The organism is Mesorhizobium sp. CO1-1-7 (genome assembly GCF_020164885.1).
GTDB classification, from domain to species: Bacteria; Pseudomonadota; Alphaproteobacteria; order Rhizobiales; family Rhizobiaceae; genus Mesorhizobium; species Mesorhizobium australicum.
The window spans coordinates 274,482-300,163 of record NZ_JAIUHA010000008.1; the positions used below are offsets into that span (position 1 = coordinate 274,482).

31 protein-coding genes and 1 pseudogene are annotated in these 25,682 nt (G+C 63.5%); 17 read left to right on the top strand and 15 right to left on the bottom strand.

Going from position 1 to position 25,682, the window contains the following annotated elements; translation table 11 throughout:
- Positions 1 to 156: 156 nt before the first annotated feature.
- The 5 genes from LB516_RS19565 (at position 157) to LB516_RS19585 (ending at position 6,338) form a co-directional block, all read left to right on the top strand.
- The gene (locus tag LB516_RS19565) at positions 157 to 2,037 is read left to right on the top strand and encodes a potassium/proton antiporter (protein WP_140616702.1); all 1,881 of its coding nucleotides are present in this window, start codon (positions 157 to 159) and stop codon (positions 2,035 to 2,037) included.
- A gap of 154 nt (positions 2,038 to 2,191) precedes the next feature.
- A complete protein-coding gene (locus LB516_RS19570) occupies positions 2,192 to 3,388 on the top strand; it encodes a phosphoglycerate kinase (RefSeq protein WP_140616701.1) in 1,197 nt (398 codons plus the stop codon).
- A 145-nt stretch (positions 3,389 to 3,533) separates the two neighbouring features.
- Complete coding sequence (locus LB516_RS19575) at positions 3,534 to 4,559, top strand: class I fructose-bisphosphate aldolase (RefSeq protein ID WP_140663001.1); 1,026 nt, start codon at positions 3,534 to 3,536, stop codon at positions 4,557 to 4,559.
- A gap of 172 nt (positions 4,560 to 4,731) precedes the next feature.
- Complete coding sequence (locus tag LB516_RS19580) at positions 4,732 to 5,475, top strand: DUF899 domain-containing protein (RefSeq protein ID WP_224526624.1); 744 nt, start codon at positions 4,732 to 4,734, stop codon at positions 5,473 to 5,475.
- Between the two features lie 146 nt (positions 5,476 to 5,621).
- The gene (locus LB516_RS19585) at positions 5,622 to 6,338 is read left to right on the top strand and encodes an SGNH/GDSL hydrolase family protein (protein ID WP_015315364.1); all 717 of its coding nucleotides are present in this window, start codon (positions 5,622 to 5,624) and stop codon (positions 6,336 to 6,338) included.
- A gap of 26 nt (positions 6,339 to 6,364) precedes the next feature.
- Here LB516_RS19585 and LB516_RS19590 read toward each other — a convergent pair whose 3' ends face one another.
- Complete coding sequence (locus LB516_RS19590) at positions 6,365 to 6,526, bottom strand: hypothetical protein (RefSeq protein ID WP_015315363.1); 162 nt, start codon at positions 6,524 to 6,526, stop codon at positions 6,365 to 6,367.
- 116 nt (positions 6,527 to 6,642) lie between these two features.
- Positions 6,643 to 7,596, bottom strand: coding sequence for a ring-cleaving dioxygenase (locus tag LB516_RS19595; protein WP_140663007.1), 954 nt, complete (start codon positions 7,594 to 7,596; stop codon positions 6,643 to 6,645).
- Positions 7,597 to 7,861: 265 nt separating this feature from the next.
- On the opposite strand from LB516_RS19595, the gene LB516_RS19600 reads away from it, so the two are divergent.
- The 4 genes from LB516_RS19600 to LB516_RS19615 all read left to right on the top strand — a co-directional run bounded on the left by LB516_RS19600 (position 7,862) and on the right by LB516_RS19615 (position 9,854).
- Positions 7,862 to 8,029 (top strand): hypothetical protein, encoded by a 168-nt coding sequence (locus tag LB516_RS19600; protein WP_015315361.1) that lies wholly within the window; start codon positions 7,862 to 7,864, stop codon positions 8,027 to 8,029.
- An 84-nt stretch (positions 8,030 to 8,113) separates the two neighbouring features.
- A complete protein-coding gene (locus LB516_RS19605) occupies positions 8,114 to 8,704 on the top strand; it encodes a DJ-1/PfpI family protein (RefSeq protein WP_224526626.1) in 591 nt (196 codons plus the stop codon).
- A 64-nt stretch (positions 8,705 to 8,768) separates the two neighbouring features.
- Positions 8,769 to 9,062 carry a hypothetical protein gene (locus LB516_RS19610; protein ID WP_224720217.1) on the top strand — a complete coding sequence of 98 codons (294 nt, stop codon included), beginning with the start codon at positions 8,769 to 8,771 and terminating at the stop codon, positions 9,060 to 9,062.
- Between the two features lie 72 nt (positions 9,063 to 9,134).
- Entirely contained in the window at positions 9,135 to 9,854 is a 720-nt protein-coding gene (locus LB516_RS19615) for a helix-turn-helix transcriptional regulator (RefSeq protein WP_224720218.1), read from the top strand.
- Between the two features lie 64 nt (positions 9,855 to 9,918).
- On the opposite strand, the gene LB516_RS19620 is transcribed toward LB516_RS19615, so the two are convergent.
- From LB516_RS19620 to LB516_RS19630, 3 genes are all read right to left on the bottom strand, one after another.
- On the bottom strand, positions 9,919 to 10,614 hold the full coding sequence (locus tag LB516_RS19620) for a DUF1013 domain-containing protein (protein ID WP_015315358.1): 696 nt from the start codon (positions 10,612 to 10,614) through the stop codon (positions 9,919 to 9,921).
- 359 nt (positions 10,615 to 10,973) lie between these two features.
- Positions 10,974 to 11,114 carry a DUF1127 domain-containing protein gene (locus LB516_RS19625; RefSeq protein ID WP_013892619.1) on the bottom strand — a complete coding sequence of 47 codons (141 nt, stop codon included), beginning with the start codon at positions 11,112 to 11,114 and terminating at the stop codon, positions 10,974 to 10,976.
- Between the two features lie 199 nt (positions 11,115 to 11,313).
- A complete protein-coding gene (locus tag LB516_RS19630; RefSeq protein ID WP_224720219.1) occupies positions 11,314 to 12,324 on the bottom strand; it encodes an NAD(P)H-quinone oxidoreductase in 1,011 nt (336 codons plus the stop codon).
- Positions 12,325 to 12,446: 122 nt separating this feature from the next.
- Between LB516_RS19630 and LB516_RS19635 the strand changes: the two genes are divergently transcribed.
- The 3 genes and pseudogenes from LB516_RS19635 to LB516_RS19645 all read left to right on the top strand — a co-directional run bounded on the left by LB516_RS19635 (position 12,447) and on the right by LB516_RS19645 (position 14,272).
- On the top strand, positions 12,447 to 12,641 hold the full coding sequence (locus LB516_RS19635) for a DUF1192 domain-containing protein (RefSeq protein WP_015315356.1): 195 nt from the start codon (positions 12,447 to 12,449) through the stop codon (positions 12,639 to 12,641).
- 76 nt (positions 12,642 to 12,717) lie between these two features.
- Positions 12,718 to 13,977 (top strand): annotated as a pseudogene (locus LB516_RS19640) (MFS transporter); the annotation flags it as partial.
- 31 nt (positions 13,978 to 14,008) lie between these two features.
- Positions 14,009 to 14,272 carry an ArsR/SmtB family transcription factor gene (locus LB516_RS19645; protein WP_010911936.1) on the top strand — a complete coding sequence of 88 codons (264 nt, stop codon included), beginning with the start codon at positions 14,009 to 14,011 and terminating at the stop codon, positions 14,270 to 14,272.
- A gap of 26 nt (positions 14,273 to 14,298) precedes the next feature.
- Here LB516_RS19645 and LB516_RS19650 read toward each other — a convergent pair whose 3' ends face one another.
- The 5 genes from LB516_RS19650 to LB516_RS19670 form a co-directional block, all read right to left on the bottom strand.
- Positions 14,299 to 14,763, bottom strand: a complete 465-nt coding sequence (locus LB516_RS19650) for an SRPBCC family protein (RefSeq protein WP_015315353.1) — start codon at positions 14,761 to 14,763, stop codon at positions 14,299 to 14,301.
- 18 nt (positions 14,764 to 14,781) lie between these two features.
- Positions 14,782 to 15,153: a nuclear transport factor 2 family protein gene (locus tag LB516_RS19655; protein WP_140720079.1), complete on the bottom strand. Its 372-nt coding sequence runs from the start codon at positions 15,151 to 15,153 to the stop codon at positions 14,782 to 14,784.
- Between the two features lie 13 nt (positions 15,154 to 15,166).
- Positions 15,167 to 15,490: an ArsR/SmtB family transcription factor gene (locus tag LB516_RS19660; RefSeq protein ID WP_015315351.1), complete on the bottom strand. Its 324-nt coding sequence runs from the start codon at positions 15,488 to 15,490 to the stop codon at positions 15,167 to 15,169.
- Positions 15,491 to 15,495: 5 nt separating this feature from the next.
- Entirely contained in the window at positions 15,496 to 16,152 is a 657-nt protein-coding gene (locus LB516_RS19665; protein WP_140662725.1) for a glutathione S-transferase family protein, read from the bottom strand.
- Between the two features lie 88 nt (positions 16,153 to 16,240).
- Complete coding sequence (locus tag LB516_RS19670) at positions 16,241 to 17,077, bottom strand: alpha/beta fold hydrolase (RefSeq protein WP_224720220.1); 837 nt, start codon at positions 17,075 to 17,077, stop codon at positions 16,241 to 16,243.
- 92 nt (positions 17,078 to 17,169) lie between these two features.
- Between LB516_RS19670 and LB516_RS19675 the strand changes: the two genes are divergently transcribed.
- The 3 genes from LB516_RS19675 (at position 17,170) to LB516_RS19685 (ending at position 18,594) form a co-directional block, all read left to right on the top strand.
- Positions 17,170 to 17,691, top strand: coding sequence for a winged helix-turn-helix transcriptional regulator (locus tag LB516_RS19675; RefSeq protein ID WP_015315348.1), 522 nt, complete (start codon positions 17,170 to 17,172; stop codon positions 17,689 to 17,691).
- A gap of 76 nt (positions 17,692 to 17,767) precedes the next feature.
- Complete coding sequence (locus LB516_RS19680; RefSeq protein WP_023773965.1) at positions 17,768 to 18,001, top strand: hypothetical protein; 234 nt, start codon at positions 17,768 to 17,770, stop codon at positions 17,999 to 18,001.
- A gap of 161 nt (positions 18,002 to 18,162) precedes the next feature.
- Positions 18,163 to 18,594: a GlcG/HbpS family heme-binding protein gene (locus LB516_RS19685; protein ID WP_224720221.1), complete on the top strand. Its 432-nt coding sequence runs from the start codon at positions 18,163 to 18,165 to the stop codon at positions 18,592 to 18,594.
- A 9-nt stretch (positions 18,595 to 18,603) separates the two neighbouring features.
- Here the strand turns inward: LB516_RS19685 and LB516_RS19690 are convergent, their stop codons facing one another.
- The 3 genes from LB516_RS19690 to LB516_RS19700 all read right to left on the bottom strand — a co-directional run bounded on the left by LB516_RS19690 (position 18,604) and on the right by LB516_RS19700 (position 20,342).
- Positions 18,604 to 19,005 carry a hypothetical protein gene (locus tag LB516_RS19690; protein WP_023773963.1) on the bottom strand — a complete coding sequence of 134 codons (402 nt, stop codon included), beginning with the start codon at positions 19,003 to 19,005 and terminating at the stop codon, positions 18,604 to 18,606.
- A gap of 251 nt (positions 19,006 to 19,256) precedes the next feature.
- Positions 19,257 to 19,439: a 50S ribosomal protein L32 gene (gene rpmF, locus LB516_RS19695; protein ID WP_008834724.1), complete on the bottom strand. Its 183-nt coding sequence runs from the start codon at positions 19,437 to 19,439 to the stop codon at positions 19,257 to 19,259.
- A gap of 141 nt (positions 19,440 to 19,580) precedes the next feature.
- Positions 19,581 to 20,342, bottom strand: a complete 762-nt coding sequence (locus tag LB516_RS19700) for a biosynthetic peptidoglycan transglycosylase (RefSeq protein ID WP_224720222.1) — start codon at positions 20,340 to 20,342, stop codon at positions 19,581 to 19,583.
- A gap of 222 nt (positions 20,343 to 20,564) precedes the next feature.
- On the opposite strand from LB516_RS19700, the gene LB516_RS19705 reads away from it, so the two are divergent.
- Both LB516_RS19705 and LB516_RS19710 read left to right on the top strand, forming a co-directional pair.
- Positions 20,565 to 21,482 carry a polyprenyl synthetase family protein gene (locus tag LB516_RS19705; RefSeq protein WP_140712667.1) on the top strand — a complete coding sequence of 306 codons (918 nt, stop codon included), beginning with the start codon at positions 20,565 to 20,567 and terminating at the stop codon, positions 21,480 to 21,482.
- A 111-nt stretch (positions 21,483 to 21,593) separates the two neighbouring features.
- Complete coding sequence (locus tag LB516_RS19710) at positions 21,594 to 23,933, top strand: response regulator (RefSeq protein WP_224720223.1); 2,340 nt, start codon at positions 21,594 to 21,596, stop codon at positions 23,931 to 23,933.
- A gap of 13 nt (positions 23,934 to 23,946) precedes the next feature.
- Here LB516_RS19710 and LB516_RS19715 read toward each other — a convergent pair whose 3' ends face one another.
- The gene (locus LB516_RS19715; RefSeq protein WP_224720224.1) at positions 23,947 to 24,699 is read right to left on the bottom strand and encodes a Stf0 family sulfotransferase; all 753 of its coding nucleotides are present in this window, start codon (positions 24,697 to 24,699) and stop codon (positions 23,947 to 23,949) included.
- A 126-nt stretch (positions 24,700 to 24,825) separates the two neighbouring features.
- Positions 24,826 to 25,680, bottom strand: a complete 855-nt coding sequence (locus LB516_RS19720) for a lytic transglycosylase domain-containing protein (protein ID WP_224720225.1) — start codon at positions 25,678 to 25,680, stop codon at positions 24,826 to 24,828.
- Positions 25,681 to 25,682 lie beyond the last annotated feature (2 nt).

Genomic DNA, 25,682 nt, shown 5'->3' on the forward strand with positions numbered 1-25,682 from the left:
GCCCGGCCTCGTCCGGGCGTTTTCATTTGCCGGAGCAGCAACGCGAAAATCGGCGGCGCCGGGCAAAAAACCACCCTCCCGCCTTGCACTGGTCACGCCTTCGCCCCACTCTGCCGTGAAGCCAGGAGGCAGAGGAATTCGAGGGGCAAATCACGGATGGAGCATGCGATCTATCTCGTTACGCTGGTCGGCACGGCGCTTGTTGTCGCCGCGGCGTTTTCGAGCCTGATCGCCTTTCGCTTCGGCGCTCCGCTCCTGCTCCTGTTTCTGTGCATCGGGCTCGCCACCGGAACCGACGGGCTCGGCATTCAGTTTGACAATGCCCGCATCGCTTATTTTGCCGGCTCACTGGCGCTCGCCGTCATCCTGTTCGATTCCGGTTTCGGCACGCCGCTCAACGCCCTGCGGCAGGCGGCAGGACCAGCCCTGTCGCTGGCGACCTTCGGCGTCCTTCTCACCACCGGCCTGTTCGGCGCCGCCGCCTACTACCTGCTCGACCTCAGCTGGCTGGAATCCTTCCTGCTTGGCGCAGCCGTCGCCTCGACCGACGCGGCGGCGGTGTTCTTCCTGCTGCGCGCCGGCGAGATCAATCTGCGCGAGCGCGTGCGCTCCACGCTTGAGGTGGAATCGGGCACCAATGATCCGATCGCCATCTTCCTGACCATCACGCTGGTCGAGATCATCGCCGCCCACGCCAACCCCGAAGCCAATGTCCTGGTCACCAATCTCATCCTCGGCTTCCTCATCAACATGGGGCTTGGCGCGATCGTCGGCGTGCTCGGTGGCCTCGCCATCGTGCGCCTTGTCGACCGGCTCAACCTCGACCATGGCCTGCTGCCGATCTTCGTGCTGACCCTGTCCTTGATGGTCTTTGCCGCCGCCGGTGCCATCGGCGGCTCCGGCTTCCTGGCGGTCTATATCGCCGGGCTCATCGCCGGCAATTCCGACATCCGCGCTGTCACCATCCTCAAGCGCTTCCAGGACGGCATGTCGTGGCTGGCGCAGATCATCATGTTCCTCATCCTCGGCCTGTTCGCGACGCCCTCGCAGTTCCCGGCGATCATGGTGCCTGCGATAGCGCTTGGCCTGTTCCTGATGTTCGTCGCCCGTCCTGTCGCGGTTTGGCTCTGCCTGGTCCCGTTCCGCCTGCCGCGTCCCGAAGTCGCCTTCGTCTCCTGGGTCGGCCTGCGCGGCGCCGTGTCCATCCTGCTCGCCATCACACCGCTGCTCGGCGGGCTGGAAAACGGCCGCACCATCTTCAACGCCGCCTTCATCATCGTTCTGGTGTCCCTGGTCATCCAGGGCTGGACCGTCGGCCCGCTGGCGCGGCGCCTCGGCCTAATCGTGCCGGCCCGGCTCGGACCGCTGGACAAGGTCGAACTGGAACTGCCCGGCTCCGCGCATCACGAACTCCTTGCCTATCGTGTGGCGCCGGGCAGTCCGGTGGCGCGCGGCGAACGCATCCCGCGCTGGGCGCGGCCCTCGCTGGTGCTGCGTGACGGCCGCTCGATGCGTTTCCAGGACATGGGCCGGCTCGCCGCCGGCGATCAAGTCTACATCTTCGTGCCCGATCGCTATCCCCGCCTGCTCGACAAGCTGTTCGCCAGCCGCGCCGTCGTCGATCCGGAAGATGCCGATTTCTTCGGCGCATTCGCCGTCGATCCGGCGCGATCCGCCGCCGAACTGGAAGCCGCCTATGCGCCCGGTCTCAGCGAGGCCGAGCAGAAACAGACCGTCGGTGCCTTGGTCACGGCGCGGCTCGGCGGCCATGCCGAATATGCGGACCGCGTGCTGCTTGGTCCGATCGAGCTGATTGTGCGCGACGTCGACGACAAGGGCAAAATCACCGGGCTCGGCCTGTCCTTCGAGCCGACCGCGCCGGTGGCGCGCGTACCTGTCTTCCTGAGCGCCGGCGAGATCGGCGACCGTCTCGCCGCCTTTATCCGCAGCTGGCGCAAGCCGGCTGAGGCGCGGGGGGCCACACAGGCGGATGACACCCCTGAGCCCCCGGTCGAGAAAGCGTCGGCCGAAAGCTGACGCGGGCGACCGTTCGCCCCCTGACATAGGCCGGGCGGTCTTCACGGACTATGTCCCCGTCCGCCTCAAAATTTCGCACCCGGCCCCAGCCAAGCCTTGCATCGTCATTGATGCGAGGTATGGTCCCGGCGATTTCAGACGAAAGGGAACCGGCATGGCTGTCTTCAAGACACTGGACGATATCGGCAACATCAGCGGCAAGCGCGTGCTGGTGCGCGTCGACCTCAACGTTCCCGTCGCTGAGGGCAAGGTCACCGACGCCACCCGCATTGAACGCATCGCGCCGACCATCGCCGAATTGTCCGGCAAGGGCGCCAAGGTCATCCTGCTCGCCCATTTCGGTCGGCCCAAGGATGGTCCCTCGCCTGAATTCTCGCTGGAGCCGATCGCCAGGGCGACGGCTGAGGTGCTCGGCCGTCCCGTTGGATTCGCCTCCGACTGCATCGGCGACACGGCAGGCAGCGCTGTCGCCGCAATGGACAAGGGCGACGTGCTGCTCCTGGAAAACACCCGCTTCTACAAGGCCGAAGAGAAGAACGATCCCGCTTTTACCGAACGGCTCGCCGCCAATGGCGACATCTTCGTCAACGATGCCTTTTCCGCCGCCCATCGCGCCCATTCGTCGACTGAAGGGCTGGCGCACCTCTTGCCCTCCTTCGCCGGCCGCACCATGCAGGCCGAACTCGAGGCGCTGGAGAAGGGCCTGGGCAACCCGGTCCGTCCGGTCGTTGCCATCGTCGGCGGCGCCAAGGTCTCGACGAAGATCGACCTGTTGATGAACCTGGTGAAGAAGGTCGATGCTCTCGTCATCGGCGGCGGCATGGCCAACACCTTCCTCGCCGCGCGCGGCACCGATGTCGGCAAGTCGCTGTGCGAGCACGACCTGGCTCCGACCGCCAAGCAGATCATGATCGAAGCGGCGGAGGCCGGCTGCGCCATCATCCTGCCGGTCGACGGCGTCGTGGCCAAGGAATTCAGGGCGGGTGCGGCCTGCGAGACCATCGCCATCTCCGACGTGCCGGCCGATGGCATGATCCTCGATGTCGGCGCCAAGACCGTGACGACGATCGGCGAGTGGATCGACCGCGCCGCGACGCTGGTCTGGAACGGACCGCTCGGCGCCTTCGAGATCGAGCCGTTCGATCACGCCACGGTGGCGGCGGCCAAGCATGCCGCGGCGCGCACAAAGGCGGGCAAGCTGGTTTCGGTCGCCGGCGGCGGCGATACCGTGGCTGCATTGAACCACGCCGGTGTCGCCGACGACTTCACCTATGTCTCGACCGCCGGCGGCGCCTTCCTGGAATGGATGGAAGGCAAGCCATTGCCCGGCGTGGACGTGCTGAAGCGCTGAGGGCACGACGGCCCACCGGCAATTCGATCAACTCGAAGGGAGCTGGCGGCAGCGCCGGCCACTTTCGCTCGATTCGAGCTTTCCGGCGTCATTCCTTTGGCGGTAGTGTCCTGCTGGCCGATACCAACCGGTTAGGAGAAGCATGATGAGCGAACGTCTCGAAGACATTGCCGCCGCGATTGTGGCCAACGGCAAGGGCCTGCTGGCCGCCGATGAAAGCTCCGGCACGATCAAGAAGCGCTTCGACGTCATCGGCGTCGAATCTACCCCCGACAGCCGCCGCGACTACCGCGAGATGATGTTCCGCGCCAAGGACGCGATGGCCAAATACATTTCCGGCGTCATCCTCTATGACGAGACCATTCGCCAGAAGGCCGCCGACGGCACGCCGCTGGTCGACATCATCAAGGCGGCGGGCGCAATTCCAGGCATCAAGGTCGATGCCGGCGCCAAGCCGCTGGCCGGCTTTCCCGGCGACACCATTACCGAAGGCCTCGACGGCTTGCGCGAGCGGCTTGCCGACTATTACAAGCTCGGCGCCCGCTTCGCCAAATGGCGCGCGGTGATCGACATCGACACCGGCAAGGGCGTGCCTTCGGTCAATTCGATCAACTCGAACACCCATGCGCTTGCCCGCTATGCCGCACTTTGCCAGGAGGCCGGCATCGTGCCGATCGTCGAGCCCGAAGTGCTGATGGACGGCGCTCACGACATCGACACTTGTTTTGAGGTCTCCAAGGCGACGCTGATAAAACTCTATGACGAGCTCCACGCTGCCGGTGTTGTCCTCGAAGGCACGATCCTGAAGCCCAACATGGTGCTTTCTGGCAAGAAGTCGGGCACGGTGGACAGTCCTGAGCAAGTCGCGGAGAAGACGATAAAGCTGTTCCGCGAGACGGTGCCGGCCGCGGTGCCGGGCATTGCCTTCCTCTCCGGCGGTCAGGAGGACGAGGAGGCGACCGCCAACCTCAATGCCATCAACGCCATCGGCCCGCATCCGTGGAAGCTGACCTTCTCCTATGGCCGCGCGCTGCAGGCCGCCCCGCAGAAGGCATGGAGCGGCAAGGCCTCGAACATCGCCGCCGGCCAGGCCGCCTTCACCCACCGCGCCCACATGAACCACCTGGCGGCACTTGGGAAATGGAAGGCGAGCCTGGAACAGGCTGCCTGAAGCCCCTGCTATCCGTCCCTTCGAACCCGGGCAGACGTGCCCGGGTTTTGTTTGGCGCACCGGCCTTGGGTCAAGGCATTCGAATTCTTATTTTCTCTGAGCATTCCTGACAGCGGCGATGTCGGGGCGAGCCCATCCCGTACGTCCTTGGGGTGCAGACAGGGAGAAGTTCATGCATCGCAACAAGGTCGTTTCGCGCGAAGAATGGTTCGAGGCTCATAAGGCACATCTGGCCCGCGAGAAGGAACTGACGCGGCTTCGCGAGCGCGTCGCGGCCGAGCGGCGCGAACTCCCCTGGTTGAAAATTCGCAAGGACTACGTCTTCGAGACCGAAAGGGGGCCGAAGAAACTTGCCGATCTGTTTGGCGCCAACAGCCAGCTGATCGTCTACCATTTCATGTTCGGGCCGGGCTGCGTGAACCATTGCGAAGGCTGCTCCTTTCTTGCCGATCATATCGACGGTGCCAACCAGCACCTCATGCACCACGACGTATCGCTGGTCGTGATCTCGCGCGCGCCGCTGGACGAGCTTGTAGCCTACAAGCAGCGCATGGGCTGGAAGTTCGACTGGGTGTCGTCCTATGCGTCTGATTTCAACTTCGATATGCAGGTTTCCTTCACCGACAGGCAGATCGCGGCTGGCGACACCACATACAATTTCGAGACCCGAGCCCGGACATCGAAGGAGCTTCCGGGCGCCAGCGTTTTCTACAGGGACGAGAACGGCGACATTTTCCTGACCTTCGTTTCGCGTGCCCGCGGCGGCGAACAACTGATCGGCGCCTACCACTATCTGGACCTGACGCCGAAGGGCCGCGATGAGACCGGCCTCTACCGCAACCTGATGGATTGGGTGCGGCTGCATGACGAATATGCAGGCGAGCCGCAAGCGGAGCGCGATTGCCACGATGGCTGACCAGCAAAAGTGCGGAGCGCCTTCGGAATTGCGTAAAACAAGCGGGTAGAGCGTTCGAGGCGATCCTGTTTTGGCCGGAGATGCTCGTTCACCTCTCTCGCGACATGCGTTAAATGCTGGTCGCAAACCAGTTCAATGGACCAGCGATGCGACGCTTTCCGACTTTCCTCACCTGGCTCGCCTTCCCGATCTATGTCTGGCAGGGCTTGGGTGTCCGCCGCCGCACCTCGCGCATGCTGCCGGCGCGGGGACCGGTCATGCACGAGATCTCAGGCCAGGCTCCGGCGATCTCGCTGTTGGTGCTGGGCGATTCCTCCGCCGCCTCGGTCGGCATCGGCAATTCCGAAAACGGGCTTGCCGCGCAGCTTGCCGTCATGATTGCGCAGCGCACCGGCGGCGCTGTGCGCTGGCGTGCCGCCGGCTTCAATTCGGCGACATCTGGTCAGATCCGCGACCATGTCCTGCCCAATCTGTCGGCTGATCCGTGGACGCATATCGTGCTCGCCATCGGCACCAACGACACCAAGAATTTTCATTCCGTGCCGCGCTTCAAGAAGGAGTTCGGCGGCCTCCTCTACGCGCTGCGCGCCAAATGGCCGGAGGCGCGCGTGGTATGGTCGCCGGTGCTGGAGTTCACGCGTGCACCAGCCATGCCATCGCTGCTCGGCAAGATCCTCGAGATCCGCGCCACCGCGATGAACCGGATGGGCGAGCGCCTCTGCCTGGAGCGCGGCGCGGTGCCGGCGCCGCGCCTGCCGATCACCAACCCCGAGGCCGGTTTTGCTTCCGACGGGTTTCATGCCTCGGAGGCCGGCTACCGGGCCTGGGCGGAACATCTCGTCGGCCCAGTGCTTGCCGGCTGAAGAGCGACCGCAGCTGTCGCCAGGCCTTATGTCAGGTGCCCGAGCACGGCCGCCAGTGAGATCGCCGCCATGGCGAGCAATGCCAATTTCCAGAAATCGCCGCGGCGCCTGAGCCCCGGCCAGCCGAGCGGCTTGATGAGCTGGATGACCATGAACCCGACGATGACAAGGGCGAGGAGTTTCGTCATGCTGCCTTTGACCAGCAACGCTTGCGCCTGTCAAAGCGGTTCGTTCGGTCTCCGGGGAAGAAAAGGCGCCGCGAACCCGAAGCGGAACGCGACGCACGCCTTGACCGCGCAGCAATCTACTTCAGCGGCTTGAGGCCAGCCTCGATCGATGCGCGTTTTGCCTCCAGGAACGGGGGCAGGGCAAGGCTTTCGCCCAGCGTCTCCAGCGGCTCGTCGGCTGTGAACCCTGGCCCGTCGGTGGCAATCTCGAACAGGATGCCGTTCGGCTCACGGAAATAGAGCGAGCGGAAGTAGTAGCGCTCGACCTCGCCGCTTGACGGCAGCCGGAATTCGGCCAGGCGCGCCGTCCACTGATGCAGCGTCTCCTCGTCCGGCGCCCTGAAGGCGACATGGTGAACCGCACCGGCGCCTTGCCTCGCGGGTGCCAGCCCGGGCTGCACGGCCACATGAAGCTCCGCCGCCGGCCCGCCCGCGCCCATTTCGAAGACGTGGACCTGGCCCTCGCCATCAGGCGAGGCATAGTCGCGGACCTTGCGCATGTTCATCACCCCGGCCAGCACCGCCTCGGTGTTGGTGATGTCGGGAACACTGATAACGATCGGCCCCAGTCCGCGGATCTGATGCTCGGCCGGCACCGGGCTTTGCGCCCAGGGATGGCTGCCGCCCTTGCCGCCATCGCTGACGAGCCGCAGGCGCTGGCCTTCGGGGTCCTCGAAATCCAGTGACTTGTAGCCGCCGATATCGGCAATCTCTCCTGTCACGATGCCCTCGCTGGCAAGGTGCTGCTTCCACCAGCCAAGGCTCTCCTGGCTGCCGACCCTGAGGCTGGTCCGCGCGATGCTGTGTGTGCCGCGCCGTTCGCGGCCGATCGGCCAGTCGAAGAAGGTGAGGTCGGTACCCGGCGTTGCCTCGCCGTCGGCATAAAAGAGGTGGTAGGCCGAGGTATCGTCCTGGTTCACTGTCTTCTTGACCAGCCGCAGCCCCAGCACCTTCGTGTAGAAGTGAAGATTGCCGGGCGCATTGGCGGTGATGGCGGTCAGGTGGTGAATTCCTGTCAGTTGCAAGCTCATGGTGGTCTCCCTGTTTTTGGGGAAGAATTTTCTCCTTTCATATCAGAACTCCGGTCACTTCGCTGAAGGCCGCCTATCCCGACAGTCCGTCGCCAAGCTATGAACAATACTGCCTCGATTAGCCCTGCCTTAGTGAACAATCCGCGCTCGCGTGACCCGTCACGACAAGAACGGAACAGTCGCCACACGACCTGCCATCCTCCTGACAGACTGCTGTCAGGAGGGGTGTGCGATAGTGTCTCCGGTTAGAGAGAGGAGATTGGTCATGAACGGTTTTACCATTCTGCGCGGCATGCAGCATTATGTCGGCAAGATCCGCACGATGCGCAACGAGATCCGGACCCAGCGGTTCATGAACGCGCTGCCCGCAGACATTCGCAAGGATATCGGCTGGCCGGACATGTATGCCGAGCGTCGCCATCACGGCAATTGAGACGAAATTTTCAACGCAGCGGTTGGATGCTCACGCGTCAGCACCCAGATATCAAGTCCGGCGCGCGAGGGATGGAGCGAGCTCATGCCCGATCAGAAGACAATCGGCTTTCTGTTCATCGAAGGTTTTGCCGACTGGGAATATGGGCTGCTGGCGGCCTCGGCGGTCGAATGGTTCGGCGCTCGCGCCGTGTCGCTGACGCCCGACGGCAAGCCGGTGACCGGAATCAGCGGTTTTAAGCTGATGCCAGACCGCTCGGCCAGCATCAATGAGAATACCGATCTCGATGCCGTGGCGGTCATCGGTTCCGACCACTGGGCGGACAAGGCGCCGCCGGATGCTGCCGAACTGCTGATGGCTGTCGCATCGCGCGGCGGTATCGTTGGTGGCATCTGTGCGGGAACGCTGGCGCTGGCCCGAGCCGGCATGTTCGAGAACGCCAGGCATACCAGCAATGGCCGTGACTGGATTAGCCGTCACGAGTCCGGCTATGCCGGCGACGGCAATTATCAGGATGTGCCACATGCCGTGGCCGACGGCAAAATCGTGTCCGCGCCAGGTTCGGCGCCCGGCACTTTCGCCCTTGCCTTCCTGCAGACGCTCTACCCGGAAAAAGGCAGCGAACTCGCGCGGATGCGGACGCTGTTCGCCAAGGAGTATGCTGAAGCCTCCTGACAGTATGCTGTCAGGAGGTGCGTGCGATGGTGGGACAATGCGCATGGCCGGCCGAGGACGATCGATGAAAAACTGGAACGACAGGCTGAACGCGCCTGGCATCAACGGCGTGAAGCCCACGCTGCGCACGGCCCTTGCCATCGAGCATGGCGCCGAAGTGACATGCCCGGTCACCATGGGCTATCATCTGCGCACGGTCGCCGAGGCTGCCAAGGAGGATCTCGAGCGCGGCATGACGCTCAGCGACGTCGCTCCCTTCTGGCGCGTTCTCGATGCGAAGACGCCGACAACGAGGAAACTGTCCTTCGGCGCGGAATTCGTCCCCGCGCAGCGCAAGCGCGAAGGGCTGAAGCCGTAATGCATGTCATGTGGAAGTGGATCCGGTCAGGGAGCCACGGCATGCATGGGAAAAACACTGGGGAAGCAAACGATGCGCCGCGCCGACAGGCTCTTTCAAATCGTGCAGCATCTGCGTGGTGGCCGCCTTGTCACCGCCCAGAAGCTCGGCACATGGCTCGAGGTTTCCGAGCGAACCATTTACCGCGACATAGCCGACCTGCAGTCGACCGGAGTGCCGATCGACGGCGAGGCTGGCGTTGGCTATATGATGAGGGAGGGTTTCGACCTTCCGCCGCTGATGTTCACGCGTGACGAGATCGTGGCGCTGGTAGCCGGCGCCCGCATGGTGCGCGCCTTTGGCGGCGCCGCCATGGCGCGGGCCGCCGACGAGGCACTGGTCAAGATCGGTGCCGTGCTGCCCGATGCCGAGAAAGACCGCATCGCCCGCATCGAGATCCACACGCCGATGTGGGTGGTCAGCGATGCCGCCCGCGAGGCGATCGACCTGATCGAGCGCGCGGTCGAAAAGCGCCAGGTGCTGACCATCGACTACTCGGACGAAGCCGGCCGCGGTACCGCGCGCGATATCAGGCCGCTCGGCCTGTGGTTCTGGGGCAAGGTGTGGACGCTGGTCGCCTGGTGCGAGATGCGCGATGATTTCCGCGCCTTCCGCATCGACCGCATTGCCTCCGTGGTCATCGCCGGCCGGATCTTCAAGCCGGAGCGCGGCAAGCAGCTTGCCGATTTTTACCGGGCGGTGGAGCGCAGCGAGGACTACGGCATGGCGCCCGACCGCGCGGCGCGAAGCTGAGACTTGCCGGGCCGCGCAAAATAGCCCGCTCGAAGCGGGCTATTTTGTTGCGTTGGCGAAAAGTCTATTCCTCGTCGTCCGTATCGGTGTCCTTCGACTTCAGCGCCGACAGCTTGGCGAAGACGGCGTTTGCATCGAGCTCCGCGTCCTCATCCTTCGGCTTCTCCGGTGCAGGCACCAACCGCTCGGTCAATGCCGCCGGCAGCAGCGTGTCGCCGACCGGCTGAGCCTGTTCGCGGCCGCGCGAGGCGCGGTTGACTTCCATGTCGAGGTCGATCTGCGAGGCGAGACCCAGCGTCACCGGGTCCATCGGCTGCAGATTGGCCGAATTCCAGTGCTTGCGTTCGCGGATCTGCTCGATCGTCGACTTGGTGGTGCCGACGAGGCGCGAAATCTGCGCGTCCTTCAGTTCGGGATGATTGCGCACCAGCCACAGGATGGCGTTCGGCCGGTCCTGACGTTTCGACAGCGGCGTATAGCGCGGACCCTTGCGCTTGGATTCGGGTACCCGCACCTTGGGGTCGGAAAGCTTCAGGCGCTGGTTCGGATCCTTCTCGGCGCGCGCGATCTCGTCGCGGGTCAGCTGGCCGGTCATGATCGGATCCATGCCCTTGATGCCTTGCGCTGATTCTCCGTCGGCGATCGCCTTGACCTCGAGCGGATGCAGCCCGCAGAACTGCGCGATCTGCTCAAAGGAAAGCGCGGTGTTGTCGACCAGCCAGACGGCGGTCGCCTTGGGCATAAGCAGCGTATTGGCCATGTGCAAATCCTTCTCGTTCGCCCGCGTTCCCGCGCGGGCGGTGGTTTAGAGCCACCAAAATGGGAAATTCGCGGCCTGTATAACTGCTCTCAGGTCGTTTCGCAACGTTTTTGGAAGAGCTGGGAACGACGTGGCCAACCAAGGCACGCGGTGGCGGCTAACGTTTGCCACGGCGGTCCAAACCCTGCCACCGCATTTGCCGCGGATCGCCATGGCATATCACGCCGAAGCCGAGATGAATCCAATCCCCCAAAGACAAAACCCGCCGGACAGGGTCCAGCGGGTTTGGAACCGGCGACGACAAGCGTCTGCGGCGGCTCTGCATTGCGACCCTGCCTTGCGGCGGGTCGCGCTTGCAATCAGATCGCCTGACGGGCGATCCGCTCGATGTCGCCGCGGTTGATGCCGAGGTCGCTGAGCTGACGGGCGTTGAGGCGGTTCAGTTCGCGAACGGTCTCGTTGTACATGCGCCAGTTACGGAAAGCACGGATCGGGTTCATGGTAGTCCTCCTGAATTGGGTTCGTTTCGATGATGCTCAAATAGTGATCATCGGGCGGGACTTGAACAGCCGATTTTGCATAGCAATGATGCAAATGCTGCATTGCACCATTAAGCTTCTGTTCATCTTGTAAGCAGGAGACAAGGGAGCTGGCCAGACCGTGTCGAGCCGGTCAGCCCAAGTCGAAAATGCCGACGCCCTAGCCGACGTCGAGCACGATCTTGCCGATATGCTCCCCCTCCTCCATCCGCTCATGCGCGCGCCATGCGTCGGTAAGCGGGTAGATCATGTCCATCACCGGTGCCACCTTGCGCGTGCCCAGCAGAGGCCACACCTGTGCCTCCAGCGCCGCCGCGATCGCCGCCTTGAATTCGACTGTGCGCGGCCTGAGCGTCGAGCCCGTATGGGTCAGCCGCTTGACCATGACCTTGGAAAAATCGGCACTGGCGACAGCACCTGCCTGAACCGCGATCTGCACGATCCGGCCCTCAACAGCGGCAGCCTCGTAGTTTCGCTGGACATAGTCGCCGCCGACCATGTCGAGGATGACGTTGGCGCCTCGGCCTTCGGTCGCCTCCTTGACCGCGGTGACGAAATCCTGCTCGCGGTAATTGATCGCACGGTCGGCACCGATCTTCAGGCAGGCGTCGCATTTCTCCTGGGATCCGGCGGTGGTGATCACATAAGCGCCGAAGGCCGAGGCGAGCTGGATCGCCGTGGTGCCGATGCCGGACGAGCCGCCATGGACGAGCAGTGTCTCAGCCTTCTTCAGGCCGCCGCGTTCGAACACATTGTGCCAGACGGTGAAATAGTTTTCCGGCACCGCCGCCGCTTCCGTGTGGGTGAAGCCCGCCGGCAGTGGCAGAACGCTGCCTGCATGAACCCTGACATATTCGGCATAGCCGCCGCCGGGCGTGAGCGCGCAGACCCTGTCCCCGATGCGCCAGCGCGATATCTGGTCGCCAAGAGCGGCCACTTCTCCCGACACCTCGAGGCCCGGCAGGTCCGATGCACCGGGCGGAGGCGGGTAGGCCCCCTTGCGCTGCTGCACGTCCGGCCGGTTGACGCCGGCGGCATGCACCTTGATCAGGATTTCGCCGGGGCCGGGCTGCGGTACGTCGCGCGTTTCCGGTTTCAGCACCCGTGGGCCACCCGGCTCCGAGATAACGATCGCCGTCATCCGTGCCGGAATTTTCTGTCCGCTCGCCATGAAGTTTTCCGTCTTTCCTCGCCGCACTCTTACCGGCTGTTTGCATCGACGCCCTTGCCCTATGTATGCTCATTGCCAAATCAGGCAAATGGCCAATCTGGTCTGGCGGAGGAGGAGCAGCCATGGCGATCTTCGACGACGAACCCAAGAAGAAGGCACGTCCGCACGAGATCGGGCAAGACCTGTCGCTGCTTTCCGTCGGTGAACTGTCCGAGCGCATCGGCATCCTGCGCGACGAGATCGCCCGGCTGGAGGCCGAACTCAAGACCAAGGACACCACCAAGTCGGCTGCCGAGGCGCTGTTCCGTCGCGGATAAGTTCGCTGAGGTAACCGCCCGCCGCCGAAAACCGAATGCGACTGCCTTCAAACCTGCGTCCCCGCCCAGTCCCCAGCCGGATCAAAAAATGCTCGCAGCCTACAGACCGATCCTTTCCCTGCTTCGCGGCACCGCCTTTCTTCTGGCTGCATCGGGACTGCACGGGCTGCTGCTGCCCTTGCGCGGCCAGGTGGAAGGGTTCTCGACCGCTTCGCTCGGCCTGATGGGCACGGCTTGGGCCGGCGGCTTCGTCACCGGCTGTTTCTTTGCGCCGCGCATCGTGCGCCGCGCCGGACATGTGCGCGCCTTCGGCGCCTTTGCCGCGTCCGGCGCGATCGTGGCACTGCTCACCGGCCTGATCATCGACGAGTATGTCTGGATCCTGCTGCGTGCCTTTACCGGCTTCACCATGGCCGGCGCCTTCATGGTCATCGAAAGCTGGCTGAACGAGAAAGCCACCAACGAGAACCGCGGCACCGTTTTCGGCCTTTACATGATGGTCACCTATGCCTCGATCATGGGCGGCCAGATGATCGTCGCCGGCGGCGACGTGAAATCGGCGTCGTTGTTCATGATCACCGGCATCCTGTTTTGCCTGTCACTGATCCCGACGGCCGTGTCGACCGCCTCGCATCCCAAGCCGCTGCAGGACGTCAAGCTCGACGTCAAGGGACTCTACGCCAACTCGCCGGTGTCGGCGATCGCTTGCCTTTTGATCGGCATCGCCAACGGCGCCTGGGGCACGCTCGGCGCCGTCTACGGCGCCCGCATCGGAATCTCCACCGCCGAGATCGCCTTGATGATGAGCCTGGTGGTCGTCGCCGGCGCCGCCATGCAACTTCCGGCCGGGCGCCTCTCCGACAAGACCGACCGGCGTTTCGTGCTGGCCGGTGCCGCCTTCGGCGCGGCGCTGTTTGCGCTGCTCATCTTCCTGTTCGAGCCGCGCTCGGCGGTCTTCGTCCTCGTCTTCACCGCCGCCTACGGCGCTTTCGCCTACACGCTCTATTCGATCGCCGTAGCGCATGCCAACGACCACGCCCGGTCGGAAGATTTCGTCAAGGTGTCGGGCGGGCTGCTGCTGCTTTACGGCTTCGGCACCATGATCGGGCCGTTGCTGGCCGCCGCCCTGATGGGCTGGATGCGCCCGGAGGGCCTGTTCCTGGCGACAGCCTTCGCGCATCTGTCGCTGGCCGGCTACACGCTGCTGCGCATCAGCCGCCGCGCGCCGGTGCCGATCGGAGATCGCGATGCCTTCAAGACGCAGCCGGCCGACCGCTCGGTGACCCCCGAAGCATTGCGGCTCGATCCGAGAAGAAAAGCAGAAGCAAACAGTTGAGATTTGAAAAACTTTGCCTCACAAATGAGGCATGATGTTTTCCGACGCCTTCATGGCGATCGCCGATCCCAATCGGCGCCATCTTCTGGAAGAACTTCGACGCGGTCCGAAGACCGTCAACGAATTGGCGGCCGGGCTGCCAGTCTCCCGCCCGGCGGTATCACAGCATCTGAAAGTGTTGCTCGACGCCGGACTGGTCAATGCCAAGGCTGAAGGGACGCGGCGTGTCTATACGGTGAGCAATGCCGGCTTCCTCAGACTCAACATCTGGCTCGATCAATTCTGGGAAGCCTGATCCTCTTCGGTCAGCGGCCACAACGATCAGGTTTCTATCCGCAAAAACTTGCCGAGAAGATCGAGCAACACCCCGGTCCCATGCTCGCGTGTGCCGGACGTGTCATGGCCATCCAGGAAAGCGCCCTGCTCGGTCAGCACCAGGCGCGTGCTCTTGTCTTCGGCAAAAAGTTCGATCGTGGCCAGCGACACCGAAATTCTGATATCGCCAAACAGCATGTCGTAGCTGTAGACGATGCGCTGGTCGGGCACGATATCCCAGTAAGTGGCGGTGTAGACGTGGATCGGCCCATCCTTCGGCCCTCCGGCATTGATCTCCTTGCCGCCGACGCGAAAGTCCAGTTCGTATCGGCTGGGCATCGGGTTGCCCGGATCGGTGAACCAGTGCCGCTTGGCGTCCGGATTGCTGAGCGCGAAAAAGACCTTCGATGGCGCCGCGGGATAGAGGCGCTCGATAACGAAGGTGGAGTGGACGACGGAACGTTCGGTCATGGCTTGGGTCCTCGCTGGTCAACTCGATTGGTTCGGCGGAATGAAGACACCGTTGCGATAGGCAGCGCCGAAATAGACCTCGACACTGCGCAGCCGGTCGCCGCGAAACACGTGTAGCTCGGTGTTGCGGAAGGATTTTCCGTCCACCGTTTCGCAGCCATACAGAACGAAGGCGGCAGCCCCGTCTTCGCAAATCCGCTCAATCGTCATCGACCGGAACAGCTTGCCATTCGGCCAGCAGCGCTCGAAATAGGTCGTGCGATCGATGGCGTCGTCATAGGGGCTGGTGAAGGTGAAGTCGCCGGCCAGCGCTGTCTCCATCACGGCGCGGTCGCTGGCCTGAAAGGCCGCGAAATTGCCGCGGACGAGGTCGGATTTGCTCTTTGACATGGCATGCTCCTCTTCAATTCTCCGCAAGAAAATCGCCGAGCCGATCCAGCCGGCGTTCCCATGAGAGGCGCCGCTCGTTGATCCAGTGTTCGGCCGCGCGCAGCGCCTTCGGCTCGATCTGGCAGGTGCGCACCCGTCCGACCTTTTGCGTGCGCACGAGGCCGCTCGCCTCCAGGAGATTGAGGTGCTGGACGACCGCCGACAGCGACATCGCCAGCGGCTCGGCCAACTGGCTCACCGACGCCGGGCCGCGTGATAGCCGGTCGACCATCTGCCGCCGCGCCGGATCGGCGAGCGCCTGGAACATCAGGTCGAGTTGGGCGGGATCGTGCAGCATCGCGATCAGCCGTTGTTGTAGGGAAAGAACTTGAAGTAAGGCTGCGCCTCCTCGATCACCCTGGTGAAGGCGGCGCGCTGCAGCAGGCGGTCGTGATAGCGCTTCACGGCGGGATAGCTGTCGCCGAACGGCTCGACCTTGTTGGCATAGAAGAGCGCCGGAGACGCCGCGCAATCGGCCATGGTGAAGATATCGCCCACAGCCCATTCCCTCGACAGCATCTCCCGTTCGATGATGGCGTAGGAATTGCGCAGCTGGCTCCGCGCCTGCTCGACACCGAATGGATCGGTCTTGTCCTGCGGCCGCAACCTGTCGCCGACGATCTTCTGCATCGGCTCCTGCACATAGAAATCATAGAAGCGGTCGGCCTGGCGGACCGCCAGCGCCAGGTCGATGCCTTCGGGAACGAGGTCAATCGGTCCCGGATAGTGCGCGGCCAGATATTCCACGACGATGGTCGATTCCAGCACCGTCCGGTCACGCGCGTCGTCGCGCAGCGCCGGCATCTTGCCGGTCGTCGAAACCTTCAGAAAGGCCGCGCGCGATTGCTCATCGCCTAGGTCGACGATGACGGGCGCAAAAGGCGTGGCGTTCTCGTAGAGCGCGATCAGCGGCTTCCAGCAAAAGGAGGCCAGCGGATGGAAATGCAGCGTCAGGGACATTCTTGTGCTCATCTGTTCTGTGGAAACACTGAAGCATTTACTTAACTATTGCGGCAGGCCTCGCTCGTCAAGGCTCGCCCACGAAGTCTCAGCTGGATCGGACATGCTCGACAATGGCGGCTTCTATATCAGGCCAGTCATCCGGATGCAGTTCGTGACCGCCGCCTTCGACACGAAGGAGTTTCGCGCCGGTAACTGCTTGGGCCAAGGCCTCGCCATGCTCGACCGGAAAAATCGGATCCGACGTGCCGTGGATGACCAGAAGCGGCACCGCCAGTTCGTGCAGGCGACCCTTCCATTGGTCATTGCCCTTGAGCATGAAATGATTGGTGGCGCTGAGCAAGCCGCCGGACCTGGTATAATCCCGCGCGATGAACGCCCTCATCCCGGCCTCGTCGAACCGATGCGCGGTGCTGGCGATCGCGCGTGCATCGCTGACCATGAAGTCGATGACCTGGCGGCGGTCCGCCCAGTCGACTTTGGCCCCATCGGCCGAATGCTCCATATAGGCATCGGTCGTTTGCGGCAGATGCGACGTGTCGGTCCCCACGGGCGAACTGCTGATCACGGTCAGCGAAGCGACGCGCAAAGGGTGCCGGAGCGCGACGAACTGCGCGATCATGCCGCCCATCGACATGCCCGCGACATGCGCCTTGCCGATGCCGTAACTGTCGAGAACGGCTATCGCGTCGTCAGCCATGTCGTCGAAAGTGTAGGACGGCTGCCCCACCTGATATTTGGTCGACCGACCGGTGTCGCGATTGTCGTAGCGGATCACGTAAAGGCCGGCATTCGCGAGCTTCCGGCAAAACGCCTCCGGCCACCACAGCATCGAGGCCATCGCGCCCATGATCAGCAGCAGCGTCGGATCCGCCGGATCGCCAAACGCTTCGGATACGATCTCGGGACGGTCTTTGCTCGTCATCTCATGGCCTCCTCATCTGCTTGCATTTTGCAATCGGTTGCACGATAATAAAACCGATACGATAATGCAACCGGTTTTGCGGAGAAAATGGAATGACCCTCGATCGCCGGTCCGGCTGCCCGATCAACCTTTCACTCGAGGTGTTCGGCGACCGCTGGAGCCTGATCATCCTGCGCGACATGATTTTCGGCGGCAGGCGCCATTTTCGCGAGCTGCTCAACGGCTCGATGGAGGGTATCGCCTCCAACATCCTCGCCGACCGTTTGAAGCGGCTGATGGAGCTCGGCATGCTGACCAAGGCGGACGACCCCAGTCATAAGCAGAAGGCGATCTACAGCCTGACCGAGATGGCCATCACGCTGGTGCCCATCCTGGCCCATCTCGGCGCCTGGGGCCGCGTCTGGCTGCCGACAAGCGAGGAACTCTCGATCCGCGCCGAACTCCTGGAAAAGGGCGGACCTCCAATGTGGGAGAAATTCATGGACGAATTGCGCCATGAGCATCTCGGCACCCCCCTCGACACAGCGCCCGGCTCCTCCGTCCGCGCGACGCTGCAGGCCGCCTATGAAGCGGTGGTTGCCGAAAAGGCCCGCAACGCCAGCCCGGCCGTCTGACCAACTATTTTCCCCGTTGAAAGGCCGGCTCTGCTACAAAGGACGGAAATCACACTTCACGGGATTGGATACGCTCTTGGTTGAGAACTCTAGGGACACTGCCCGCGCGCGTGCCGACCTGCGCTTCAAGAAGCAGGAAGAGGCGGCGACGGTCCGGCAGAAAGCCATGGCCGAATACGTCGCCGAGAGCGATGCCCGCAAGGCCAAGACCGACAAGCTGCGGGCGCTGCGGCTGGCCAAGGAAGCCGAAGATCTAGCCAACGCGCCTGCCGCACCTGCCAAGAAGCCGGCCCGCGCCAAGAAAAAATAGCCCCGTCTCTCCGCCAATGCCTCGTCCTGGATCGAGCGGTCGTAACGCATCCGACAGGCACGCCTTCGTCCCGCTGCTTCGCGGGAAGCAATTTCAACCGAAAGCGGGATTGCCTGGTCCGGCTGGCCGGCGATGATTGGGCTGTTCAACAGGAGATTGCCATGACCGCGCTGTCGCTCGAAAAAGCCGTAGAGATCATCAATGCCGCCTTCGCCAGGGGCGCCGATCTCAAGCTCAAGCCGCTCGGCGTCTCGGTGCTCGACGCCGGCGGGCACCTGGTCGCCTTCCAGCGCCAGGACGGCGCCTCGTTCCTGCGCCCGCAAATGTCGGCCGGCAAGGCTTATGGCGCACTGGCGATCGGCATGGGCTCGCGCAAGGTCGAGGCCTTCGCCAAGGAGCGCCCGCATCTGGTTGCCGGCATTTCCGACGTGTCGGGTGGACGCGTGCTGCCGGTCGTCGGCGGCGTGCTGATCCGCGACAAGGCAGGCAGTGTCATCGGCGCTGTCGGCATTTCCGGCGACACGTCTGACAATGACGAGGCGGCCGCGATTGCCGGCATCGAAGCCGCCGGCTTCGCCGCCGATCCGGGCTGAGGCTCCGGTCTAATTCAAATTGATGTCGCGGCTGGCCGACCGCATCGACACCGCGAACCCGGCCAGCACGTCGAACAGCGCGATGATCATCAGGGTGAAGAAGATGGAGTGCGCGGCACCCTTCACCAGCAGGAACTCGACCAGGAAAGCAACGAAGACAAGCGTCGACAACAGATGGTCCATGATCGAGGCGGTGGTCGTGCGCGCCGACTTCACCATTTCAAGGAACAGAAAAATCAGCCCGATCAGCACGATCAGGTCGCCGAGCGTCATCGAGAACACCCCGCCCGACATCATGCGGAACGAGAACATCTCGCTCGCCCACGGATCGTCGCCGCCGCCGAATATACCGAGCAGGCCGAGATTGTAGAGCACGAAAGGCACGATCAAAAGCGGGACGGCACCGAACATCTGGCGTCTCCATATGGGGCACCTTCTGTAGAATGCCCCACAGGCACGGCGTCAAGATTTTTCGTGCGCGGCCGCAAACACGGTCGAATACCGGATGCAACAACCATGTCAGCCGGTTGCCCGGCCGACATGAAAGACGAGACAAAAAAGCTCAGCGCTTGAAGTAGCCAGCGCGCACGGCAAGGCCAAAACGCAAAAAGACCGGCCAGAAGCCGGTCTTTTGTAACTCGGTTGCTTGGGAAAAGCTGGTCTCAGCTTTCCTTGGGCGTCAGCACCTGGCGACCGCGATACATGCCGGTCTTCAGGTCGATGTGGTGCGGGCGGCGCATTTCGCCGGAGTTCTTGTCCTCGACATAGGTCGGGGCCTTGAGGGCGTCGGCCGAGCGGCGCATGCCGCGCTTGGACGGAGAGGTTTTGCGTTTCGGAACGGCCATGGATATGCTCCACTACATGGTCAAAAGCCCCGCCCGCCCTCGTGAAAGGGCCATGTCGGGGCCTAAATCTGAGAAAGTCGGGTGCCTATACACGCCTGACACCGTTTTGGCCAGCACTGTGGTGAATCTTTTTTATACCGGCTAGTCCAGGCAACCGACATAGGCGCCGGAGCGGCCGGCGCGCCGCTCGATCAGATTGGCGAGCCTTCTCAAGCCCGGCGCTGGTTTTGCCGGATTGCGGGCGATCGGATTGGGCAGCGTGACGGCGAGAAGGGCCGCCTGCCGTCTGGACAGCTGCTTTGCCGAAATGCCGAAATGGTGCCGCGCCGCCGCCTCGATGCCGTAGATGCCGGGCCCCCACTCGGCGATGTTGAGATAGATCTCCATAATGCGCCGCTTCGACATCACCGCGTCGAAATAGACGGCCAGCGGCAGTTCGACGACCTTGCGCACCGAGCCCAGCGGCCGCGACCACAGGAAGAGGTTCTTCACCGTCTGCATGGTGATGGTCGAGGCACCACGCGTCGCCTCGCCGGCCAGCGCATCATCGACGACCCCCCTGAGCTCGCCAAGATCGACGCCGCGATGAAAGCAGAACTGCCCGTCCTCCGACATGATGACGGAATGGGCGAGCACAGGCGCGACATCATCGATCGACACCCAGCGCCGGTCGTAGCCGGAGAATGTCGCGAGATCCTTCAGCATCAGCGTCGACACTGGATGCACGAAGGACGGCAGGTAGAGAAAGGTCAGCACCACCGGGATGAGCGCCAGCACGGCGGCCACGACGATGCCGCGCCGGACCCAGCGCCTGAGACTGCGGCGGCTCACGCCTCGCGATCTCGTCGCCATGTCCAGCTTTTCGGTCTCATGATCGACGATCGGTTCCGCCAAGCCGCCCAACCCATGCCAGAGAACTCGCTTTGAAACTGGCTCCCGTGAGTCATGTGAGGGTGTTTTCGAGAACCGGAGCGGAGCGTACATTCGAGTACGTGAACACCGGAAGCGCGGAAAACGCCTTCAGATGACCGCAGGAGATGAGTTTCCAAACGGGCTCTTACCGCCCCGGCATAATGGCGCTTGCCTTCTTGCGCAACGTCTGAGTGTCGGCTACCGGTCCCGGCCATGACGAATGACGACGAAATGGCGTTCGAAATGGCGCTCATCAGGCGCGCGGCCGCCGTCGAGGTGATGCTGCGTCGCTTGCTCGACGACCGACCGCTTTCGGGTGAGATCGCTCGGCCCGATCGTCTGATGGCGGCGATGCGCCATGGCGTGTTGAACGGCGGCAAGCGCCTGCGCCCCTTCCTGGTCATGGAAAGTGCCGCCCTGTTTTCCGCCGATGGCGAAGCGGCGTTGCGCGTCGCGGCGGCGCTCGAATGCGTGCATTGCTATTCGCTGATCCACGATGACCTGCCGGCGATGGACGACGATGACCTGCGCCGCGGCCAGCCGACCGTGCACAAGGCCTTTGACGAAGCCACCGCCATCCTCGCGGGCGACGCCTTGCTGACGCTTGCCTTCGACATCATCGCCGGCGAAGCGACGGCGCTGCCGGCCAAACGGCGCGCAGCCCTGGTGCTGGCGCTCGCCCGCGCCGCAGGAGCCGGTGGCATGGTCGGCGGCCAGAAACTAGACCTCGAAGCCGAGCAGGTGCGACCGGACGAGGCCGGCATCATAACACTGCAGGCGATGAAGACTGGCGCGCTGATCCGCTTCGCCTGCGAGGCGGGTGCGATCCTGGCCGGCGCACAGTCGGATGACCTGGAAAGGCTTGCCGAGTTCGGTTCGGCGATCGGCTTGGCCTTCCAGCTCGCCGACGACCTGCTGGATCTGACGGCCGACGCCGAGCAGATGGGCAAGGCGACCGGCAAGGATGCCGCCGCGGGCAAGGGTACGCTGGTGGCCCTGCACGGCGCGGATTGGGCACGCAAGCAGCTCGACGGCCTCGTCGGCCAGGCGCACGCGCTGCTCGAACCTTATGGCGAAAAGGCTGCCCTGCTGAAAGCCGCGGCGATCTTCGTCGCAACCCGTAACAGCTGACGGCAGGCTCATGTCGGTTGCGCGGCGCACCTGCGGTCCACCAACGAAATCTTAATGTAAATGAAGCGTAATCCCAATCCTTAGAATGATGCGTATGTGTTGGGGTTGCGCATGCCGGAATATTCTTCTTTTATCCGGTCCGTCCGGATACGTTATCTTTCAGGATTGTTGGTTTTCGCGCTGGCTTCAGCCGCCATCATGGTTGCGCTCAATCGCGTCAATTCCTTGCGCCATGAAATCGATGCGCTGAGCAGCAATCTCGTCATTTTCACCCGCGATCTGCGCAACGCCACCAGCTTCGCCGAGACAACCAGTTCCGCCTGGCGGATCGAGACGCGCGATGCGCTGACGGCTTCGGCGCGCGACCATTCCGAGCGGCTGACCGGCGAGATCGAGACCCTGACCGCCCAGCTCGCCGCGATCCGCCCGCGCCTGTCGGCCAAGACCGTCAGCGAGCTCGCAGCCGCTTCGGTCAATGGCGACCTGTTCTGGTCGCCGCGTGACATGGTTCGCAACTTCAACCTGATGTCGGTGGCGCAAAAGACCGATGAATGGAGCACTCGCGAGATCCGCAACCAGAACGACCTGTTCGTTCAGCCCATGCTGGTGCGTGTCCGCACCGCGATGGACGACGAACGCCATCAGGCGGACGCGTCCAGCGACCGGCTGCTTTTGTGGGCAAGCGGCTTGTTGTTTGCCGTCCTGGGCATCGTCGCTTTCTGGATCTTCCGCCCGATGGAACAGGCGATCCGTCGCGCCTTTGCCCAGTCGGCCGAATCCTTGTTCAAGGCTGAGGCCGCCGACCGCGCCAAGTCGGAATTCCTGGCCAATATGAGCCACGAGATCCGCACACCGATGAACGGCGTGCTCGGCATGGCCGAATTGCTGGCCAAGACCGAGCTCAACCCGCGCCAGAAGACGTTCACCGACGTTATCGTCAAGTCGGGCAACGCGCTGCTCACCATCATCAACGACATCCTCGACTTCTCGAAGATCAATGCCGGGCAATTGACGCTCGACCCCGCTCCCTTCCGCCTCTCGGAAGCGGTGGAGGACGTGGCGACGCTTGTCTCGGCGCGCGTCGCCGAGAAGAACCTGGAACTCATCGTGCGCGTCGACCCCAGGCTGCCGGCCTATGTCGTCGGCGACGCCGGCCGCTTCCGGCAGATCGTCACCAACCTGATCGGCAATGCGGTGAAATTCACCGAGAAGGGCCATGTGCTGATCGATGTCGGCGGCGAAACCGTCAACGACGTCGTCCAGCTCAAGCTGCGCGTCGAGGACACCGGCATCGGCATCCCGGCCGAGAAATTGCAGAACGTGTTCGAGAAGTTCGCCCAGGTCGATGGCTCGTCGACCCGTCGTCACGAAGGCACCGGCCTTGGGCTGGCCATCGCCGCCCGCCTCGTCGATCTGATGGCCGGCAAGATCGGCGTCGAGAGCGAGATCGGCCGCGGCTCCGTCTTCTGGTTCGCCGTGCCGCTGCCGGTCCACCGCGCCGAGGCGCGGGACGCCATCGTGCCGGTCGACGTAACCGGCGCGCGTGTGCTGGTCATCGACGACAATCCGGTCAACCGCGAGATCCTGCTCGAACAGCTCAGAAGCTGGAGCTTCGACTGCGCCGCCGCCGAAAGCGGCGCGGTTGGCCTCGCCTTCCTCGATCGCGCCTGCCAGCTCGGCGCCAGCGTCGACTGCATCATCCTCGATTATCAGATGCCCGGCATGAACGGCGCCGATGTCGCCCGGGCCATCGCCGCCGACAGCCGGCTGTCCACCATTCCGGTCGTTATCCTGACCTCGGTCGACCAGGTCGATTTCGGCAAGATGATCATCGACTTCGGTATATCAGCGCATCTGACCAAGCCGGCGCGCTCGGCGGTCCTGCTCGGCACCGTCATCTCGGTCATCCAGAAGGCGCGCTCGCAGGTCGGCAAGGCGCACTTCATTCGCGAACCGATCCAACCGATGCCTCAGCCGGCTCCGCCGGCCTTCACGGTTATCCGCGGCCCCGCCATGCCGATCGCGGCAGTGTCGGAATCGAATGCCGCGCCGAACAGCCCGATCGACATCCTCATCGCCGAGGACAATGACGTGAACCAGATGGTGTTCGGCCAAATCCTCAATGGGCTGGGCTTGAGCTACCGCATCGCAGGCAATGGCCGCACCGCGGTCGAGATGTACCGGTCGCTGCATCCGAGGCTGGTTCTGATGGACGTCTCGATGCCGGAAATGAACGGCTACGAGGCGACACGCGCCATTCGGGCGATCGAGGCGTCGTCGGGCGGCCACATTCCGATCATCGGCGTCACCGCGCATGCGCTGAAGGGCGACCGCGACAAGTGCATCGAGGCCGGCATGGACGACTATCTGCCCAAGCCCGTTTCGCCCGATCGCCTCGGCGCCAAGATCGGCACCTGGCTCAGCGAAACGGTGGTGGCCAAGACGGCCTGAACTCCGTCCGGCGTCAGACGGTTGCGTCCAGATGGTAGCGGCGCATCCAGTCGAGGCTTGTCGCGTCGGCGAGCTTCGCGACACCCGGTTTCACATCCCCGGCGTTCGGCGACTGTACGCCCAAGGCCTGACAGATGGAAATCAGTGTCGCCGCCGGGCTGCTTGAAAGCCGCTCGTAGCCAATCCGCAGTGGCGTTATGTCTTGCTCGGCGAACCATGTGTTCCACGCTGCGTCATAGGCCTCAAGCTCGGCGACTTCGTCCCTGATACGCTGGAAATCGTACCGCGGTTCTCCTGGCGATCCGACCCTTTCGATCTCCGTTCCATCGGGAGCGACGTGCCAAAGGCCGGTCTGCTCCGCCTTGACCAGGGAGACAGCCTGCGCAAGCTTGTTCTCACGCGACAGATGCACGTAGAGAACGCGACCGAAAGCCCTTTCGAAACGCGCTTTGTCCGACACAAGCCCCGGAAAAATCCGGTCGAGGATCGCTGAAAGCTCGTCCAGGTTTTCTCGCATCAGGCGAAGACCGAAGATTTCCGTACCACCCTTGCCGGCATCGATCGCCGCATTGAGATAGGCAAGCTGGAATTCAAGCTCGCCCATCGTGTCGCGAGGCGGCAGGTTCCATTCTTCGGCCCACTCCAACACATCCTCCCGCCGATAGAATGAGTGTGGATCGCCGGTCGTTCCAGTGGCCGCCAGCAATTTGCACAGCAAGGTGCTGCCGGTTCTGGGCGTGCCGCAGATAATGTACGCGTCGAACATCGCTGTCCCAGTAGCTGTCGAAGGCGGGCCAGCCCACCGGCCCGGCGCCGCTATAGCTGAAATCGTTGCTGGATACGATGGGCACATTCCAACGGCGTGTGCCCCGTGCAGCCCAACCCTCCTCGGCTACCGGTTGCGCACCACCACGCAGGCGCCACCGATGCTTTGCAGTTTCTGGCAGATGACATTGGCGGCGGCGCGGTCGTCGACGCCGATCCGGACCGCGTAGATGCCGCGCCGGCCGATCGGCGTACGCACTCGGCTGACCACCGGATCATGCCCGGCAAGCAGGGCCGGAAAACGGCCCCGTACCCTGAGCCATTGGCTGATCGCGGCGCTGCGGCGGAAATTGCCCGCCACCTGAATGCCCCATGGCTTGATATTGATTGAGGCCATCGCCACGGTTCTGGACATGATCACCGGCAGCTTGCGGCAGGCGACCGCGAAATCCAGCTTGGCGTCGAGTGGCTCGACTTTGCCGGCATAGGCCCGGTCGGTGAACTTGTCGACCGGCTCGCCCATCACGTCGAAGACATAGCTTTCCGTCTCCATCGGCAGGAAGCCACCGGAATTCAGCCAGCGCGACACCCGGCTCTCGCCGGCATTGTAGGCAGCGGCCGCCAGACCGAGATTGCCATAGCCGGCCTTCATTTCGGCGAGATATCTGGCCGACGCCGGAATTGCCTGGTTGATGTCGAAGGAATTTTCCAGCCCCCGCATCTTGGCGGTGCTCGGCATGAACTGGGCAATGCCTTCGGCGCCGACAGGGCTCACGGCGTTGGGATCGAACCGGCTTTCCTTCCAGATCAGGCGGGCGAAGAAATCCCGGGGCAGGCCGTTCTGGTCGGCATGCGCCTGGATCAGGTTACAGACCTTGTCGATCAGCCGCTGCTTGGCCGATTGCGGTGGATCCGCCTGGGCAAGCGTCGACCAGGCCATACCACACAGGAAAATCAGCGCCACCCACGGGAAACGCCGCATCT

Excerpts from the sequence above, each read along its gene's own strand:
- LB516_RS19660 (WP_015315351.1), bottom strand. The coding sequence starts at position 15,490 with ATGCTGCACGATCCCGCCCAACTCGACCTGATGTTCCAGGCGCTCGCC.
- LB516_RS19585 (WP_015315364.1), top strand. The coding sequence starts at position 5,622 with ATGCGACGCTTTCCGACTTTCCTCACCTGGCTCGCCTTCCCGATCTAT.
- LB516_RS19670 (WP_224720220.1), bottom strand. The coding sequence starts at position 17,077 with ATGACGAGCAAAGACCGTCCCGAGATCGTATCCGAAGCGTTTGGCGAT.
- LB516_RS19625 (WP_013892619.1), bottom strand. The coding sequence starts at position 11,114 with ATGAACCCGATCCGTGCTTTCCGTAACTGGCGCATGTACAACGAGACC.
- LB516_RS19650 (WP_015315353.1), bottom strand. The coding sequence starts at position 14,763 with ATGACCGAACGTTCCGTCGTCCACTCCACCTTCGTTATCGAGCGCCTC.
- LB516_RS19685 (WP_224720221.1), top strand. The coding sequence starts at position 18,163 with ATGACCGCGCTGTCGCTCGAAAAAGCCGTAGAGATCATCAATGCCGCC.
- LB516_RS19705 (WP_140712667.1), top strand. The coding sequence starts at position 20,565 with ATGACGAATGACGACGAAATGGCGTTCGAAATGGCGCTCATCAGGCGC.
- LB516_RS19600 (WP_015315361.1), top strand. The coding sequence starts at position 7,862 with ATGAACGGTTTTACCATTCTGCGCGGCATGCAGCATTATGTCGGCAAG.
- LB516_RS19720 (WP_224720225.1), bottom strand. The coding sequence starts at position 25,680 with ATGCGGCGTTTCCCGTGGGTGGCGCTGATTTTCCTGTGTGGTATGGCC.
- LB516_RS19565 (WP_140616702.1), top strand. The coding sequence starts at position 157 with ATGGAGCATGCGATCTATCTCGTTACGCTGGTCGGCACGGCGCTTGTT.
- LB516_RS19630 (WP_224720219.1), bottom strand. The coding sequence starts at position 12,324 with ATGGCGAGCGGACAGAAAATTCCGGCACGGATGACGGCGATCGTTATC.
- LB516_RS19610 (WP_224720217.1), top strand. The coding sequence starts at position 8,769 with ATGAAAAACTGGAACGACAGGCTGAACGCGCCTGGCATCAACGGCGTG.
- LB516_RS19645 (WP_010911936.1), top strand. The coding sequence starts at position 14,009 with ATGATGTTTTCCGACGCCTTCATGGCGATCGCCGATCCCAATCGGCGC.
- LB516_RS19615 (WP_224720218.1), top strand. The coding sequence starts at position 9,135 with ATGCGCCGCGCCGACAGGCTCTTTCAAATCGTGCAGCATCTGCGTGGT.
- LB516_RS19710 (WP_224720223.1), top strand. The coding sequence starts at position 21,594 with ATGCCGGAATATTCTTCTTTTATCCGGTCCGTCCGGATACGTTATCTT.
- LB516_RS19605 (WP_224526626.1), top strand. The coding sequence starts at position 8,114 with ATGCCCGATCAGAAGACAATCGGCTTTCTGTTCATCGAAGGTTTTGCC.
- LB516_RS19580 (WP_224526624.1), top strand. The coding sequence starts at position 4,732 with ATGCATCGCAACAAGGTCGTTTCGCGCGAAGAATGGTTCGAGGCTCAT.
- LB516_RS19690 (WP_023773963.1), bottom strand. The coding sequence starts at position 19,005 with ATGTTCGGTGCCGTCCCGCTTTTGATCGTGCCTTTCGTGCTCTACAAT.
- LB516_RS19575 (WP_140663001.1), top strand. The coding sequence starts at position 3,534 with ATGAGCGAACGTCTCGAAGACATTGCCGCCGCGATTGTGGCCAACGGC.
- rpmF (WP_008834724.1), bottom strand. The coding sequence starts at position 19,439 with ATGGCCGTTCCGAAACGCAAAACCTCTCCGTCCAAGCGCGGCATGCGC.
- LB516_RS19665 (WP_140662725.1), bottom strand. The coding sequence starts at position 16,152 with ATGTCCCTGACGCTGCATTTCCATCCGCTGGCCTCCTTTTGCTGGAAG.
- LB516_RS19620 (WP_015315358.1), bottom strand. The coding sequence starts at position 10,614 with ATGGCCAATACGCTGCTTATGCCCAAGGCGACCGCCGTCTGGCTGGTC.
- LB516_RS19655 (WP_140720079.1), bottom strand. The coding sequence starts at position 15,153 with ATGTCAAAGAGCAAATCCGACCTCGTCCGCGGCAATTTCGCGGCCTTT.
- LB516_RS19595 (WP_140663007.1), bottom strand. The coding sequence starts at position 7,596 with ATGAGCTTGCAACTGACAGGAATTCACCACCTGACCGCCATCACCGCC.
- LB516_RS19635 (WP_015315356.1), top strand. The coding sequence starts at position 12,447 with ATGGCGATCTTCGACGACGAACCCAAGAAGAAGGCACGTCCGCACGAG.
- LB516_RS19675 (WP_015315348.1), top strand. The coding sequence starts at position 17,170 with ATGACCCTCGATCGCCGGTCCGGCTGCCCGATCAACCTTTCACTCGAG.
- LB516_RS19590 (WP_015315363.1), bottom strand. The coding sequence starts at position 6,526 with ATGACGAAACTCCTCGCCCTTGTCATCGTCGGGTTCATGGTCATCCAG.
- LB516_RS19570 (WP_140616701.1), top strand. The coding sequence starts at position 2,192 with ATGGCTGTCTTCAAGACACTGGACGATATCGGCAACATCAGCGGCAAG.
- LB516_RS19715 (WP_224720224.1), bottom strand. The coding sequence starts at position 24,699 with ATGTTCGACGCGTACATTATCTGCGGCACGCCCAGAACCGGCAGCACC.